Origin of the sequence: Aurantimonas endophytica (assembly GCF_014196845.1) — a bacterium.
Lineage (GTDB): Bacteria > Pseudomonadota > Alphaproteobacteria > Rhizobiales > Rhizobiaceae > Aurantimonas > Aurantimonas endophytica.
Genome location: NZ_JACIEM010000003.1, coordinates 607985 through 623421 on the forward strand (window position 1 = coordinate 607985; position 15437 = coordinate 623421).

Consider the following 15437-nt stretch of genomic DNA (forward strand, 5'->3'; position numbering starts at 1 on the left):
TTTTTCTGTTCGGTACTGTGGCCGCGGCCTATTCCGCCGGAACCGCCCCGCCGGTCGCGACCTTCGGGCGGCCCTTGTTGAAAGCCATCGCGGCGATCACCGCCGCCAGCCAGACCACCGCCAGAATTCCCCAGAAGCCGCCATAGATCAGCGCCATGCCGATCAGGCCCGCCTGCACGACGTAGTAGGCCATGGGGATCAGCGTCATGCGGATCACCTCGCCCTCGCGGTCGGTGAGACCCACCACCGCCGAGGCGGCGACGACGTTGTGGACGCAGATCATGTTGCCGGCGGCGCCGCCGACAGCCTGCAGCGTGACGACGATCATAGCGCCCGCGGCGCCCAGGCCGATCTGTTCGGCCGCGGAGAACTGGAACAGCGAGAACATCATGTTCGACACCGTGTTCGAGCCGGCGATGAAGGCGCCGAGCGCGCCGAGCAGCGGCGCGAACAGCGGCCAGGCCGAGCCGGCGACGCTGGAGACGCCTTCCGCGAGCACCAGCGGCATCGACTCCATCGGCCCACGGCCGGTGTTGAGGAACACCTGCACCATCGGCACCGCCAGCAGCAGCGCCGGTGCCGCCGCGACCATGGTCTTCGCCGAACCGGTCCACGCACGGGCATAGGCCTTGCCGCTCATCCGGAAGATCAGCACCGACAGCAGCGAGGCGATGATCAGCACGGTTCCCGGCGAATAGAGCAGCTGCGCCGTGGCGTTGATCCCCGAGCCGAACATGTCGTTGAAGGCGAGCGTCGCCTCCGGCGAGGTCAGCGCCGCCTTCAGCGGGGCGACGACGCGGGTGAGCACCAGCAGGATCGCAATGATCAGGTAAGGCGACCAGGCCCGCAGCAGCGAGATCTGCGCGCTCCCATCACGTGCCGCAATGACCTCCTCGGCCTCCGCCGCCTTCAGCGTGCCGAACCAGTGGCCGTTCCAGCCGGCCCGCTCGGGAAACTCGAACCGGTCCTTCGGCAGCAGGAAGCCCCGGCGGGCGGCGGGAACGACGATCAACAGGCCGATCAGTCCGCCGAGCAGCGACGGGAATTCGGGGCCGAGCAGCCAGGCCACGAGATAATACGGAACGGTGAAGGCGAGACCGGCAAACAAAGCGAACTTCCAGACCCGGAAGCCTTCCATGAACGAGCGGTTGGCGCCGAAGAAGCGAGTCAGCATGCCGACCATGATCAGCGGGATGACGAAGCCGACCAGAGCGTGAACCATCGCGACGTTGGCGGCGACGGCGTAGACATAGTCGATCAGCGGCATCGGCGCGATCGAGGCCAGCACGCCCTCGTTGCCGCCGAGACCGGTATTGACGCCAACGAGCATGGGCGTGCCGACGGCGCCGAAGGAGACCGGCGTCGACTGGATGATCAGCGTCACCAGCACGGCGGCCATGGCCGGGAAGCCGATCGCCACCAGCAGCGGCGCGGCGACGGCGGCCGGCGTGCCGAAGCCGGATGCGCCCTCGATCATCGAGCCGAACAGCCAGGCGATGATGATCGCCTGGATGCGCCGGTCCGGCGAGAGCTCGGTGAAGCCGCGGCGGATGGCCCGGATCGCGCCGCTCTCATGCACGGTCTGCAGGACGAGGATCGCACCGAAAATGATGAACAGCAGTGTGAGGGCCGTAACAAGGCCGTTGATGGTGGCGCCGGCGACCGTGCCGATCGCCTGATCCCAGACGGTCAGGGCGAGCGCCGCGGTCGCCAGATAGGCGACCAGCATCGCCAATTTCGCTGATCGGCGCATGACCACCAGCAGCAGAAAGACGATCGCGATCGGCAGCAGCGCCATCGCGAACAGGAAACCAGAGCCCATCACAAACCTCCCAGAATGTTCCTCACCTCGTTCCCTAGTTTCCGCTCGGCCCTTTCAATGCAAGCCTGATTGTTCACATTACGGATCAATCTGCGTTCATACCCTTTGTTACCGGCCGGTTTGGACGCCACATGAGACCAAAGTTCAATCGTCGAAGGCCCATCCCATGGTTCCCTACAGCGTCCTCGATCTCTCCCCGATCCCGGAAGGCGGCACGGCCGCGCAGGCACTGCGCAACTCCGCCGCGCTTGCGCGCCACGCAGAAGGGCTCGGCTACACGCGCTTCTGGATGGCCGAACATCACAACATGACCGGCATCGCCAGCGCCGCCACGGCGGTGGCGCTCGGCTACGTCGCGAGCCAGACGACGACGATCCGGGTCGGTGCCGGTGGGGTGATGCTGCCGAACCATGCGCCGCTGGTCGTCGCCGAGCAGTTCGGGACGCTGGCGACGCTCTACCCGAACCGCGTCGATCTCGGTCTCGGCCGCGCGCCGGGCACCGACATGCTGACCGCGCGGGCGCTGCGGCGCAGCCTCGACAATTCCGACAACTTCCCGCAGGACGTCTTCGAGCTGATCAGCTATTTCGAGCCGGCCGGTCCCGGCCAGAAGGTGCGGGCGATCCCCGGCGCCGGCACGATGGTTCCGGTCTGGATCCTCGGCTCCAGCCTCTACGGCGCCCAGCTCGCCGCCCATCTCGGCCTGCCCTATGCCTTCGCGTCGCATTTCGCGCCGGCCGCCCTGGAGCAGGCGGTCGAGGTCTATCGCGACACGTATCGCCCCTCCGAGCGCTCGCCCGAGCCGCATTTCATGCTGGCGATCAACGTCTTCGCCGCCGACAGCGACGAGGAAGCGCGGATCCTGAAATCCTCGATGCAGCAGGCTTTCGTCAATCTGCGCACCGGCCAGGCCGGGCCGCTGCCGCGCCCGGTGGCGGATTTCGAGGAACGGGTGGATCCGATGGCCAAGGCCATGGTCGACGACGCGCTCTCGGTCTCTGCCACCGGTTCCCCGGCCACGATCCGGGCTGAACTGGCCCGGCTGATCGACACCCACCAGCCCGACGAGGTGATCCTCACCGGCCAGATCCACGATCACGCCGCGAGGTTGCATTCTTTCGCCATCGCCGCCGACGCGATGCAGCAGATCGGCACCGCCCGCGTGGCCGCCGCCTGACCCGCGGCGGCCGATTGTGGCCGCCCCCACCGGCGGAACTGCCCGGGCTGTCTGGCAACTGTGCCTCACACTGCGATAATTCGTGGCTTGAGCCCTGAAAGTTTAAGCGGTTACCTTCTCAGACTACACAGGCTGGGCTAGGCACCGGACTCGCGGGGGCCGCCGAAGCGGGGGTCGCCGGGAGTAAACGGCCCGCGTGCCGCTGTGGCAGGATGGGTGAGAGTATGATTGAAAAGCGGCTCGTATTCCTGTTTCCGGGGTTCGAGCCCTTGCGAGCCGAGGCTCAGGTCGAGCGGTTCCACCGAGCGGCAAAACGCTCGGCCGATGTTTGGAATGCCGAGCTTGTCCTTGGCTCGCCTGATACCGGCAGTACGAAGACGGCCCCATTCGCAGTCTTCCACGCCGTCCTCGCCGGCTCCGGCTACAAAACCGAGACCGACATCGTCGTCTGCGACTGGAGCGACCTGATCCGCGCCTATGCCGCGCGGCCGGTGATCACCCGCTTCGTCACCGGGCTCGTCGCGCTCGGCGACTTCCTGCTGACCGGCACGGTGTTCAGGTATCTTCGCACGAGCTGGCGCTACGGCTTCTTCTATGCCTTTCCGCTGGCCATGCTGCTGTTCGCGCTGGTGCCGGCCCTGCTCGTGTTCAGCTGGCTGGCGGGGCTCGCGCCCGGCGCCCTGGGGGTTCTGGCGGGGCTGGCCGGCGGTGGCTGCGTCGCCCTCGCATTGCTGTGGTGGGTCAACCGGCGGCTGCATCTGCTGACCGCGCTCGACGACTGGGCGATGGCCCGCGACTTCTGCCGCGGCCGCAATCCGCTCATCCTGGCGCGGATCGAGCGCCAGGCGTCGGAGATCCGCAGGCGCAGCGACGCGAGTGACGCGCAGGAGGTCGTCATCGCGGCGCACAGCCTGGGGGCGAGCCTGGCGATCCTGGCCGTCGACCGCGCGATCCGTGACGGGCTGGCGGCCGAGCGGCTGCACATCTTCACCGTCGGCTCCAGCCTGCTCAAGACGGCGTTGCATCCCGCCGCGAGCGACCAGCGCGAAGCGGTCGAACGCCTGGTCGTGGACCGCCGGCTGCCGTGGACGGACTGCCAGGGCCTGTCCGACCCGATCAATTTCTACAAATCCAACCCAGCGACTTCGCTCGGCATCATGGACGGCCGCACCCCCATCGTCGTGCGGATCCGCTTCAAGCACCTGGTGAAGGCCGCGACCTACCAGCGCATCAAGCGCGACTTCTTCCGGCTGCACCGGCAGTTCGTGCTCGCTGTCGAGCAGCGCTGCGCCTATTCGTTCCACATGCTGCTGCTCGGCCCCCGCCCGCTCGTCGATTTCGCCGAAACCGGCACCGTCGGACTGCCGCCGCTGGCCGGCGATGCGCCCGTGACCCCGGATCGGGCGCCGCCGCTGGCCGCCGCCGGCGGTGCCCGATGAGCCCCGAGCTCGCCGGCAGCATCCTCTGGGTGCTGATGGTCGTCGGCTGGTACGTCATCCGCTACCCGTTCGAGCGGCGCGCCAAGCGGCGTCGCGTCGAGCGCACCCGCCGCGGCGCCGCCGAGACGTTGCGCATGGCGATCTCCTTCACCGGGCTCGGCCTCCTGCCTGGCGTGTCCGTGGCGACCGGCTGGCCGGAATTTTCCCGCACCGAACCGTCCTGGTGGCAGATCGGGCTGGGCGCCGCGGCGATGGTCCTGGCGCTCGTCCTGTTCCGCAAGACCCACAAGGCGCTCGGGCGGATGTGGTCGGTGTCGCTCGACATCCGCGAGAAGCACGAGCTGGTGACGTCGGGCATCTACCGGCGGCTTCGCCATCCGATGTACACCGCGTTCTGGACGATGGCACTCGCCCAGGCACTGCTCGTCCCGAACTGGATCGCCGGCCTCGCCGGGCTGGTCGGCTTCGGCACCCTGTTCTTCTTCCGCATCGGACCGGAGGAGCGGATGATGGAGGAGACCTTCGGCGAGGCCTATCGCGACTACCGGCAGAAGACGGCGCGGATCATTCCCGGCGTGTTCTGACCATCCATCCGATGAAACGCGTGGCCGGCGGCGCCATATCCGGCTCGGGACACCCTGTCCGTCTCGTCCCGCCGGGAGCTGCCCATGCCTTGGTCCCTCACCATCGGTCGCCTGTTCGGGTCGGAGATCCGGATCCACCTGACCTTCCTGCTGCTGCTGCTCTGGATCGGCGTCTCCGCCTATCAGAGCGGCGGCCAGGCGGCGGCGATCGAAGGCATCGCGTTCATCGTGGCGATCTTCGCCTGCGTCGTCGCACATGAACTCGGGCACGCGCTGGCCGCCCGGCGCTACGGCATCGCGACGCCGGACATCACCCTCCTGCCGATCGGCGGCGTCGCCCGGCTGGAACGCATGCCGGAGCGCCCGCGCGAGGAAATCGTCGTCGCCCTGGCCGGTCCTGCGGTCAACGTCGTCATCGCGGCGGTGCTGTTCCTCGCGCTCGGGGCCCGGTTCGATGCCGCCTCGATCGAGGCGCTGGACAATCCGGCCGCCGGCTTCCTCGCGCGGATCGCCACCGTCAACGTCTTCCTCGTCCTGTTCAACCTGATCCCGGCCTTCCCCATGGACGGCGGGCGGGTGCTCCGGGCCCTCCTGGCGATGCACTACGACCGGGCGACCGCCACCCGCTACGCGGCGCGTGCCGGTCAGGTGCTTGCCTTCGGATTCGGCTTCTGGGGCCTGACGACCGGTAACGTCTTCCTCGTCTTCATCGCGGTGTTCGTCTATCTCGCCGCAGCCGGCGAGAGCTATCAGGTCGGTATCGAGGACGCCGGGCGGACGGTTTCGGCCAGCGAGGCGATGATCACGCGCTTCGAGACGCTGGGGCCGCAGGCGACGCTGGCAAATGCCGCCGAAGCCCTGATCCGCACCACGCAGCACGAGTTTCCCGTGGTCGACGGCGTCGGCCAGCTGCGCGGCATCCTTACCCAGAAGTCGTTGATCCAGGCGCTGGCGCGCACCGGTCGCGATACGCCCGTGGTCGAGGTCATGGTGCGCGACGTACCGACCATCCGCGAGAACGCCGCCCTCTCCTTCGCCATGAACAAGATGCGCGAGCACGACGCGCCGGCCCTCGGCGTCGTCGATCGCGACGGCCGGCTCGTCGCCTACATCACGCCGGAGAACATTGCCGAGTACATGATGCTGGCGAAGGCCGGCGGCGTCGGTCGGCTGCGGCCGACGCCGCAAGTCGGCCCGTTCGACCCACCGCGGAGGGGCTAGTCGCGATCGCTGCGCGGCATTTCCGGCGCCGGCACCAGGGGCCGCGGCTCCGGTAACGGCGCAGGGGCGCTGCTGCGATGCACGAGATAGGCGGTGATCGCCATCAGCCCGAGGCCCGGGATGATGATCTGCGTCGCCAGCACCGGTTCGCCGATGAGCGCCGCTAGCGCGCTGCCCGCAAGCCCGGCGCCGGTCTGGATGAAGCCCATCATCGCCGCCGCGGCGCCCGCCATGTCGGGAAACGGTGCGAGCGAGGCCGTGGTCATGGCTGGCATGACGAAGGCGATGCCGAAGGCGTAGAGCCCTACCGGCATCATGATCGACAGATAGGAGATCGGCAGCAGCGCGATCGACAGCGCCAATGCGATGCTTCCGGCCGCGATGAATCCGAGGCCGACCGGCACCAGCCGATAGGCGCTGTTGCGCGTCATCGCGTAGCGCACGGCCAGCGAGCCGCAAAGGAACATGCCGGACTGTGCGAGCATGCCGATGCCGAACTGCGTGGGAGAAAGGCCGGCGCGGTCGATCAGCACGAAGGGCAGGACGGTCGCCAGCGTATAGAGCGCCCCCACGGCGCCCGCGACCGTCAGGCTGGTCGACAGGAACTGCTTGTGGGTGGCGAGCCGCCCGTAGGCCGACAGGATCGCGCGTGGCCGGATGCGGGAGCGATCCGGCCTTCCCGTCTCGCGCATGAAGCCGAGCGTCACGCCGACCACGACCAGGCCGCACAGCATCATCAGCACGAAGATCGCGTTCCAGCCGGCCAGCGCCAGGGTGAGGCCCCCCAGCGTCGGCGACACGGCCGGCCCGATCGCCAGGATGATCCCGATGGCGTTCATGATCTGCGACGAGGTCTCGCCGGAGAACTGGTCGCGGACGATCGCCCTGGCTGTCGTCACGCCGACCGACGCGCCGATCCCCTGCAGCAACCGCGCGGCGATCAGCGTCTCGACATTCGGCGCTGCCACCGCCAGCGCGGAGCCCGCGACGTAGACGACCATGAAGGCGAGCGTCGCGAACCGCCGGCCGAAGGCGTCGGAGACCGGACCGCAGACCAGCTGGGTCAGCGCGAAACCCGCGAAATAGACCGACAGCGTCAGCTTGATCATCGATTCGGTCGTGCCGAATTCGCCGACCAGTACCGGCATGGCCGGAGTGTAGAGCGCCAGCGAGATCGGTCCGATCGCCACCAGGCACCCGCCGATCAGGGCTGTCCGACGCTGCGACATGGTCGCCGGCGGGACGGAGGAAGGGGGCAAGGCAAGCTCCGGATCGGTTGGACGCACCAAGGGTGGCGCGCCTGCCAGGCGAGCCGCTCCGGCCAGAACGCGGGAGGGGATTCTAGGCGGTGCGGGGCAGCGGAAGCGCCGGATCCTGGGTCGCGGAGCCGACGATCTGCGGGTCGTTGGTAAGATTGGCGCGGATGCGCTGCAGCAGTTCGTCGACCACCGCGCGCTCCTCCTCGCTGAAGCCGCTCACGGTCTGCTCGTAGAGCGCCAAGGCGATCGGCCGTACTTCGGTGAAGACTTTCTCGGCCGCCGCTGTCGGCCGTACGACCTTGGCGCGGCGATCCGAAGGATCGACCGTCCGGCTGATCAGTCCGCGAATTTCCAGCCGGTCGAGATAGGCCGAAAGCGTCATCGGCTCGACGCCCATGCGGTCGGCGAGCACGGCCTGCCGGGTCCCCTCGAAGCGCGCGACATAGGCCAGAGCCCTGATTTCGCCGGGCGTGAGCTCGAGGCCGGCCTCGACCACCACCTTCTCGAACGCCTGGCGGAACAGCCGTGCCGCATCGACCAGCAGGAAGCCCAGGGAATTGCTCGGGAGAAGTTGGGTCATTGTCGTCAGCACTCGCATTGACCACGTGAAGCGGCAGAATCATCGCCGCGGCATCATGGGACGGCTATCGATAGTGGATCGCGCCGTGCCCTATAAGTACACAATCGATCAAACCGAACCTAATCGAAATACGCCTCGACGAGAAACGAAAGCTCCGAATGAACGCCATCCCCGCCGCCGCCATCCCGGATTCTGCCATCGCCTTCGGGGAAGAGGGCGCTCTGCCCGATTTCGCGGCGATCCAGCCGGAGGCCTTCCTGCCGGCCTTCGAGGCGGCCATGGCAGCCCATCGCGCGGAGATCGCCGCCATCGCCGGCGATCCTGCAACGCCCAGCTTCGACAACACGCTCGGCGCGCTGGAGCGGGCCGGCAAGCGCCTGGGCGAGGTGGCGCGAATCTTCTTCGCCCTGGCCGGCGCCCACACCGACGCCGCTCTGCAGGCAGTGGAACGTGACGTTTCCCCGGCGCTCACCCGCCACAGCTCGGCCATCGCGCTCGATGCGGAACTGTTCGCACGCGTCGACGATCTCTACCGGCGCCGCAACGCGCTCGTGGGCCTCTCCGAGGAGGACCGGCGGCTGCTCGAGCGGACCCATGCCGGCTTCGTGCGCGCCGGTGCTCAGCTGGTCGGCGATGATCGCCGGCGCCTCGCCGAGATCGACGCGGCGCTCTCGACGCTCGGCACGCAATTCTCGCAGAACGTCCTCGCCGACGAGCGCGACTGGGTCATGCCGCTGGCAGCCGATGATCTCGCGGGCCTGCCGGATTACCTCGTCGCGGCAATGGCGGCGATCGCCGCCGAGAAGGGCATCGACGGCTACGCCCTGACCCTATCGCGCTCGGTCGTGGTGCCGTTCCTGGCCTATTCGACGCGGCGCGACCTGCGCGAGACTGCCTTTCGCGCCTGGACCGGCCGCGGCGAGAATGACGGACCGTCGGATAACCGGGCGATCATGGCCGAGATGCTGGCCCTGCGCGCCGAGAAGGCCCGGCTCCTCGGCTTTGCCTCCTATGCCGCCTACAAGCTCGACGACCAGATGGCGAAGACGCCGGAGGCGGTCCGCGGCCTGCTGGAGACGGTCTGGACTCATGCCCGCGAACGGGCGCTGAGCGACGCCACTGCTCTCGCCGCACTGGCTGCCGCCGAGGGCGACAACAGCCCGATCGAGCCCTGGGACTGGCGCTTCTATGCCGAGCGGCGCCGGCAGGCGGAGTTCGATCTCGACGAGACCGAGCTGAAGCCGTATTTCCAGCTGGACCGGATGATCGACGCCGCCTTCGACGTCGCCGGGCGACTGTTCGGCCTCACCTTCGAGCCGATGCCGGAGGCGAAAGGCTGGCACCCCGACATCCGCGTCTGGCGCGTCCGCGATCGCGACGGGCGGGAGCGCGGCCGCTTCATCGGCGATTATTTCGCCCGTGCCTCGAAGCGCTCCGGTGCCTGGATGAGCGCGCTGCGTGGCCAGCACAAGCTCGAGGGCGGGCAGCTGCCGGTCATCTACAATGTCTGCAATTTCGCCCGGCCCGCTGACGGCGAGCCGGCGCTGCTGTCGCTCGACGACGCCCGAACGCTGTTCCACGAGTTCGGCCACGCGTTGCACGGCCTCCTCTCCGACGTCACCTGGCCCTCGCTCGCCGGGACATCCGTCTCGCGGGACTTCGTCGAACTGCCCTCGCAGCTCTTCGAGCACTGGCTGACCGTGCCGGACATCCTCGAGAAGCATGCCGTTCATGCGCGCACCGGCGCCATCCTGCCGCGCGCCCTGCTCGACAAGCTGCTGGCGGCGCGAACCTTCGATGCCGGCTTCGACACGGTCGAGTACACGTCCTCGGCGCTGGTCGATCTCGGCCTGCACGAGACAGCGGATGCGCCGCAGGATCCGCTGGAGGCCGAGCGGGCGATCCTGGAGCGGCTCGGCATGCCACGCGAGATCGCCATGCGCCACCGCTCGCCGCACTTCGCCCACATCTTCGCCGGCGACGGCTATTCGGCGGGCTACTATTCCTACATGTGGTCGGAAGTGCTCGACGCCGATGCCTTCGAGGCATTCCGGGAAACCGGCGACCCGTTCGACCAGGCGACCGCTGCAAGACTGCTGGAGCATGTCTATTCGGCCGGCAACAGCCGCGATGCGGCGGCGCTCTACACCGCCTTCCGCGGCCGGATGCCGAGCCCCGAGGCGCTGCTGCGCAAGCGCGGTTTCGTCCCCGGCTGATCCGCGGGCGTCGAAAAGGCGTTAGCGCAGTCGGCAGCGCAGTTTGGAACGACTCGAAAACTTCGCATGGCTGCAATCACGCTGCCATGCGGGACACCGATGGTGCGGGCCTAAATCCCTTGGAGCCTGCATCGATGTCATCTGTCCGCTTCCCCCTGTCGCGACGCCACTTCCTCGCCACCTCGGGCGCCGCCGCCCTCGTCGCCGGCTCCGGCCTGGCCATGCCGGCAATCAGCCGCGCGGCGAGCCGCCCGAGCTTCACCCACGGCGTCCAGACCGGTGACGTCGACGCCACGTCCGGCATGATCTGGACCCGCGTCGACCGCCCGTCGCGCATCGACGTCGAATGGGCGACGACCGAGAGCTTTTCCAACAGCCGCAAGCTCTCCGGCCTGACGACGCTGCCGGAATCCGACTTCACCATGAAGCGCCTGATCGACGGTCTGCCGTCGGACCAGGAGATCTTCTGGCGCGCCGTCGCCACCGATCTCAGCGACGTCAACGCCACCGCCGATCCGATCGTCGGCCGCTTCCGCACCGCGCCGGCGGGACGCCGCTCGGTGAAGTTCACCTGGTCCGGCGACACGGTCGGCCAGGGCTGGGGCATCGACGAGGACCGCGGCGGCATGAAGGCCTATGCCACCATGGCGCGCCACGAGCCGGATTTCTTCCTCCATTCCGGCGACACGATCTATGCCGACGGCCCGCTGAAGGAGAGCGTCGAACTTCCCGACGGCACGACGTGGAAGAACATCCTGATCCCCGAGAAGGAGAAGGTCGCCGAGACGCTGGCGGAATATCGCGGCCAGTGGAAATACAATCTGATGGACGCCAACGTGCAGGCGATGAACGCAGCCCTGCCAACCTTCTTCCAGTGGGACGACCACGAGGTCGTCAACAACTGGTCCTCGGGCAAGGACCTCACCGCCGACGACCGCTACAGCGTCAAGGATATCGGCCTCCTCAACGCACGGGCCTCGCGTGCCTTCCACGAGATGACGCCGATCGGCTACGTGCCGGCGGAGCCGGGCCGGATCTACCGCAAGATCGCCTACGGGCCGCTGCTCGACGTCTTCTTCCTCGACCTCCGGTCGTATCGGGACGCCAATAACGAGGGGCTGCAGGACCGTAGCGGCGACGGAACCACGATGATGGGGCGCGAGCAGATCGCCTGGCTGAAGCGCGAGCTCGCCAGTTCGCAGGCCACCTGGAAGGTGATCGCCTCCGACATGCCGATCGGCCTCGTCGTCTGGGACAAGGTCGGCGACAAGAACTTCATCGAGGCGATCGCGCAGTCGGATGGCGGCGCGCCGAAGGGCCGCGAGCTGGAATTCGCCGACCTGCTGCGCTTCATCAAGTCGGCCGGCGTCACCAACACGGTCTGGCTGACCGCCGACGTCCACTATACCGCCGCGCATCACTACAGCCCGGACCGCGCGGCGTTCCAGGATTTCGAGCCGTTCTGGGAATTCGTCTCCGGCCCGATCCATGCCGGCAGCTTCGGCCCCAACGACCTCGACATGACCTTCGGCCCGGAGCTGCGCTACGTGAAGGCGCCGAGCGAGGACCAGGGGCAGGCCCTCAGCCCTGCCTCGGGCCTGCAATTCTTCGGCATCGTCGACATCGATGGCGACAGCGAGCAGATGACCGTCCGGCTGATGGACGCAGACGACCAGGAGCTGTGGAAGACCACGCTCGATCCGGTCCGTCAGGGCTGACAGAGCTCCAGAAAGGCCGGCGGCGTTTCATCGCCGGCCTTTCGTTGCACTTCCGGTCGCGGGCGATAACCCTTTCGCAACTGCACAAAATGTTGTAAGAGACCCCCATCAGTGCCGGGCGGAGCGTTTTCGACGTTCCACCGCGGCCTTACTTTGTTTCCGGTGACCCTTATGAAACTCCGCAACATCGCGATCATCGCGCATGTCGATCATGGCAAGACGACCCTCGTCGACAATCTGCTCGCCCAGTCCGGCACTTTCCGAGACAACGAGCGGCACGACGAACGTGCCATGGATTCCAACGACCTGGAAAAGGAACGTGGCATCACGATCCTCGCCAAGGCGACGTCGGTGGAGTGGAACAACACCCGCATCAACATCGTCGACACGCCGGGCCACGCCGATTTCGGCGGCGAGGTCGAGCGCATCCTCAACATGGTGGACGGCGCGGTCATCCTCGTCGACGCGTCGGAAGGCCCGATGCCCCAGACCAAGTTCGTCCTCGGCAAGGCGCTGAAGGTCGGGCTTCGGCCGATCGTCGCGATCAACAAGATCGACCGTACCGACGAGCGCCACCAGGAAGTGCTGAACGAGATCTTCGACCTCTTCGTCTCGCTCGACGCCACCGAGGAGCAGCTCGATTTCCCGGTGCTCTACGGCTCGGGCCGCGCCGGCTGGATGGCGACCGAGCCGGAAGGCCCGCAGGACCAGGGCCTGACGCCGCTGTTCGACATGATCCTCAAGCACGTGCCGGAGCCGGACACCGCCGGCAAGGACGAGCCGTTCAAGATGATCGGCACGATCCTCGAGGCCAACCCGTTCCTCGGGCGGCTGATCACCGGCCGCATCCAGGCGGGCTCGATCAAGCCGAACCAGGCAGTCAAGGTTCTCGACAGCCAGGGCAAGCAGCTGGAAACCGGCCGGATCTCCAAGATCCTCGCCTTCCGCGGTCTCGACCGCGTGCCGCTCGACTATGCCGAGGCCGGCGACATCGTCGCGATTGCCGGGCTGTCGAAGGGCACCGTCGCCGACACGTTCTGCGATCCGGCCGTCACCGAGCCGCTGCACGCCCAGCCGATCGATCCGCCGACCGTAACCATGTCCTTCCTCGTCAACGACTCGCCGCTGGCCGGCACCGAGGGCGACAAGGTCACCAGCCGCGTCATCCGCGACCGTCTCCTGAAGGAGGCCGAGGGCAACGTCGCGCTGAAGATCGAGGAAGCCACCGACCGCGACTCCTTCTACGTCTCCGGCCGCGGCGAGCTGCAGCTGGCGGTGCTGATCGAGACTATGCGCCGCGAGGGCTTCGAGCTCGGCATCTCGCGTCCGCGCGTGGTGATGCAGAAGGGCGAGAACGGCGAGATCCTGGAGCCGATCGAGGAAGTCGTCATCGACGTCGACGAGGAGCATTCCGGCGTCGTCGTCCAGAAGATGAGCGAGCGCAAGGCCGAGATGATCGCGCTGCGCCCCTCCGGCGGCGATCGCCAGCGCCTGGTCTTCCATGCCCCGACCCGCGGCCTCATCGGCTACCAGTCGGAGCTTCTGACCGACACGCGCGGCACGGCGATCATGAACCGCCTGTTCCACTCCTATGCGCCGTTCAAGGGTGAGCTCGCGGGCCGCAACACCGGCGTGCTGATCTCCACCGATGCCGGCGAGAGCGTCGCCTTCGCGATGTTCCACCTGGAGGATCGCGGCCCGATGGTGATCGAGGCCGGCGTCAAGGTCTATGCCGGCATGATCATCGGCATCCATACCCGCGAGAACGATCTCGAGGTCAACGTGTTGAAGGGCAAGAAGCTCACCAACATGCGCGCGTCCGGCAAGGACGAGGCGATCAAGCTGACCCCGCCGATCCGCATGACGCTCGACCGGGCGCTGTCCTGGATCCAGGACGACGAGCTGGTCGAGGTAACGCCGAAGACCATCCGGCTGCGCAAGCTGTATCTGGATTCCAACGAGCGCAAGCGCTTCGAGAAGAGCCGCAAGGCCGCCTGACCAGACTGGGACTGACGAAACAGGGCCGCGCGGGGGGAAACCTCCGGCGGCCCTTTTGCGTTTTGCCGCCGCAAGGCGGCCCTCCTCCGTGCCGGATCATTCCCGGCCGGCAAGACTCCGCGCCTGCCGGAGGCCCGGGAACATCCAGGCCCAAAGCCCGGCGACGCCCATCGTCGCCGCGCCGCCGATCACCACCGCCGGCACCGCCCCCAGCCAGAACGCCATGACGCCGGCGCGGAACTCGCCGAGTTCGTTCGACGCGCCGATGAACACCATGTTGACGGCGTTGACACGGCCGCGCACCTCGTCCGGCGTCCACAGCTGCATCAGCGTCTCACGGACATAGACGCTGATCATGTCCGACGCCCCCATCAGCACCAGCGCGACGACGGCCAGCCACGGCACCGTGGCGAGGCCGAACACCGTGGTGCAGGCGCCGAAGAGGAAAACGAAGCCGAACATCAGCGCGCCGGCATGGTCCTTGATCGGATGCGCGGCCAGCCACACGGCCATCGTCACCGCCCCGATCCCCGGCGCCGCCCGCAGCAGCCCGAGGCCCCACGGGCCGACGTCGAGCACGTCGCGGGCATAGACCGGCATCAGCGCCACCGCGCCGCCGAGCAGCACGGCGAAGAGGTCCAGCGAGATCGCGCCCAGCACGATCTTCTCCGACCAGATGAAGCGGAAGCCGGCAACGATCGTCTCGATGCTCGCCGGCTCGTTGCTGCGCCGCTGCGCCGGCGCCGCGATCGACAGGACCAGCCCCGCTGCCGCCAGGAACAGGACTGTCCCGGTCGCATAGGCGGCGATCGGCGAGAGGCCGTAGAGAAGCCCACCCGCCACCGGCCCGACGATCGCGGCGATCTGCCAGGAGGACGAGTTCCAGGCGATGGCGTTGGCGAGTTCCTTGCGGGTCACCAGGTTGACCACCAGCGACTGCGAGGCGGGCCCGAAAAACGCCCTGGCGATGCCGAAGCCGACGAGCACCGCGAAGACCGGCAGCGGCGAGGCCAGGCCGTGCCAGGTGAGCAGCAGCAGCGCGGAGGCGCCCAGCGCCTCCACCAGGATGGCGAACCCCATGATCCGCCGCCGCGAGAACCGGTCGGCGACGGAGCCGGTGACCAGCACCAGTAGCAGCGCCGGCAGGAACTGGCAGAGCCCGACGAGGCCCAGATCCAGAGGGTTGCGCGTAAGGTCGTAGATCTGCCAGCCGACCGACACGACGACGATCTGGATCGCGAAGGTGGAGAAGAAGCGCGCCAGCCAGTAGCGCACGAATTGCGGATTGCGGAAGGCGGCGAAACGATCGTCGTCGGGAACGGCGACCGGCGCGCCGTCAGGCGTCGCCCCGGATGCGGGGCCCGTATGCTCGTTCACGCGCGCACCTGCCGTGGTCCGGGTCGTGCCGCTCGGGGCAGCCCGT

The 15437-nt window shown here is 67.9% G+C and carries 11 protein-coding genes; 7 read left to right on the forward strand and 4 right to left on the reverse strand.

Going from position 1 to position 15437, the window contains the following annotated elements:
• Nucleotides 1–28: 28 nt before the first annotated feature.
• Nucleotides 29–1822: an L-lactate permease gene (locus GGR03_RS14020; RefSeq protein WP_183209012.1), complete on the reverse strand. Its 1794-nt coding sequence runs from the start codon at nt 1820–1822 to the stop codon at nt 29–31.
• A 166-nt stretch (nt 1823–1988) separates the two neighbouring features.
• On the opposite strand from GGR03_RS14020, the gene GGR03_RS14025 reads away from it, so the two are divergent.
• The 4 genes from GGR03_RS14025 (at nt 1989) to GGR03_RS14040 (ending at nt 6243) form a co-directional block, all read left to right on the forward strand.
• Nucleotides 1989–2999, forward strand: a complete 1011-nt coding sequence (locus GGR03_RS14025; protein ID WP_183209014.1) for an LLM class flavin-dependent oxidoreductase — start codon at nt 1989–1991, stop codon at nt 2997–2999.
• A 224-nt stretch (nt 3000–3223) separates the two neighbouring features.
• Nucleotides 3224–4438, forward strand: coding sequence for a hypothetical protein (locus GGR03_RS14030; RefSeq protein WP_183209016.1), 1215 nt, complete (start codon nt 3224–3226; stop codon nt 4436–4438).
• A complete protein-coding gene (locus GGR03_RS14035) occupies nt 4435–5022 on the forward strand; it encodes a protein-S-isoprenylcysteine O-methyltransferase (protein ID WP_183209018.1) in 588 nt (195 codons plus the stop codon). The genes GGR03_RS14030 and GGR03_RS14035 overlap by 4 nt, the downstream gene beginning before the upstream one ends.
• 84 nt (nt 5023–5106) lie before the next feature.
• Nucleotides 5107–6243 (forward strand): site-2 protease family protein, encoded by a 1137-nt coding sequence (locus tag GGR03_RS14040; protein WP_183209020.1) that lies wholly within the window; start codon nt 5107–5109, stop codon nt 6241–6243.
• Here GGR03_RS14040 and GGR03_RS14045 read toward each other — a convergent pair.
• Together GGR03_RS14045 and GGR03_RS14050 are read right to left on the reverse strand one after the other, a co-directional pair.
• Complete coding sequence (locus GGR03_RS14045) at nt 6240–7472, reverse strand: multidrug effflux MFS transporter (RefSeq protein WP_183209269.1); 1233 nt, start codon at nt 7470–7472, stop codon at nt 6240–6242. The genes GGR03_RS14040 and GGR03_RS14045 overlap by 4 nt on opposite strands.
• Before the next feature lie 112 nt (nt 7473–7584).
• Nucleotides 7585–8082 carry a MarR family winged helix-turn-helix transcriptional regulator gene (locus GGR03_RS14050; RefSeq protein ID WP_183209022.1) on the reverse strand — a complete coding sequence of 166 codons (498 nt, stop codon included), beginning with the start codon at nt 8080–8082 and terminating at the stop codon, nt 7585–7587.
• A gap of 158 nt (nt 8083–8240) precedes the next feature.
• Here GGR03_RS14050 and GGR03_RS14055 point away from each other — a divergent pair, with 158 nt between their 5' ends.
• The 3 genes from GGR03_RS14055 to typA all read left to right on the forward strand — a co-directional run bounded on the left by GGR03_RS14055 (nt 8241) and on the right by typA (nt 14014).
• Nucleotides 8241–10298: a M3 family metallopeptidase gene (locus tag GGR03_RS14055; protein ID WP_183209024.1), complete on the forward strand. Its 2058-nt coding sequence runs from the start codon at nt 8241–8243 to the stop codon at nt 10296–10298.
• A gap of 134 nt (nt 10299–10432) precedes the next feature.
• A complete protein-coding gene (locus tag GGR03_RS14060; RefSeq protein ID WP_183209026.1) occupies nt 10433–12016 on the forward strand; it encodes an alkaline phosphatase D family protein in 1584 nt (527 codons plus the stop codon).
• A 171-nt stretch (nt 12017–12187) separates the two neighbouring features.
• The gene (gene typA / locus GGR03_RS14065; protein WP_183209028.1) at nt 12188–14014 is read left to right on the forward strand and encodes a translational GTPase TypA; all 1827 of its coding nucleotides are present in this window, start codon (nt 12188–12190) and stop codon (nt 14012–14014) included.
• 96 nt (nt 14015–14110) lie between these two features.
• Here the strand turns inward: typA and GGR03_RS14070 are convergent, their stop codons facing one another.
• Nucleotides 14111–15391, reverse strand: a complete 1281-nt coding sequence (locus GGR03_RS14070) for an MFS transporter (protein ID WP_343058782.1) — start codon at nt 15389–15391, stop codon at nt 14111–14113.
• Between the last annotated feature and the right edge of the window lie 46 nt (nt 15392–15437).

What these genes read in the sequence shown, in the direction of transcription:
- GGR03_RS14020 (WP_183209012.1), bottom strand. Translation starts at nt 1,822, where the DNA reads ATGGGCTCTGGTTTCCTGTTCGCGATGGCGCTGCTGCCGATCGCGATC.
- GGR03_RS14050 (WP_183209022.1), bottom strand. Translation starts at nt 8,082, where the DNA reads ATGACCCAACTTCTCCCGAGCAATTCCCTGGGCTTCCTGCTGGTCGAT.
- GGR03_RS14040 (WP_183209020.1), top strand. Translation starts at nt 5,107, where the DNA reads ATGCCTTGGTCCCTCACCATCGGTCGCCTGTTCGGGTCGGAGATCCGG.
- GGR03_RS14055 (WP_183209024.1), top strand. Translation starts at nt 8,241, where the DNA reads ATGAACGCCATCCCCGCCGCCGCCATCCCGGATTCTGCCATCGCCTTC.
- GGR03_RS14025 (WP_183209014.1), top strand. Translation starts at nt 1,989, where the DNA reads ATGGTTCCCTACAGCGTCCTCGATCTCTCCCCGATCCCGGAAGGCGGC.
- GGR03_RS14030 (WP_183209016.1), top strand. Translation starts at nt 3,224, where the DNA reads ATGATTGAAAAGCGGCTCGTATTCCTGTTTCCGGGGTTCGAGCCCTTG.
- GGR03_RS14060 (WP_183209026.1), top strand. Translation starts at nt 10,433, where the DNA reads ATGTCATCTGTCCGCTTCCCCCTGTCGCGACGCCACTTCCTCGCCACC.
- GGR03_RS14035 (WP_183209018.1), top strand. Translation starts at nt 4,435, where the DNA reads ATGAGCCCCGAGCTCGCCGGCAGCATCCTCTGGGTGCTGATGGTCGTC.
- typA (WP_183209028.1), top strand. Translation starts at nt 12,188, where the DNA reads ATGAAACTCCGCAACATCGCGATCATCGCGCATGTCGATCATGGCAAG.
- GGR03_RS14045 (WP_183209269.1), bottom strand. Translation starts at nt 7,472, where the DNA reads ATGTCGCAGCGTCGGACAGCCCTGATCGGCGGGTGCCTGGTGGCGATC.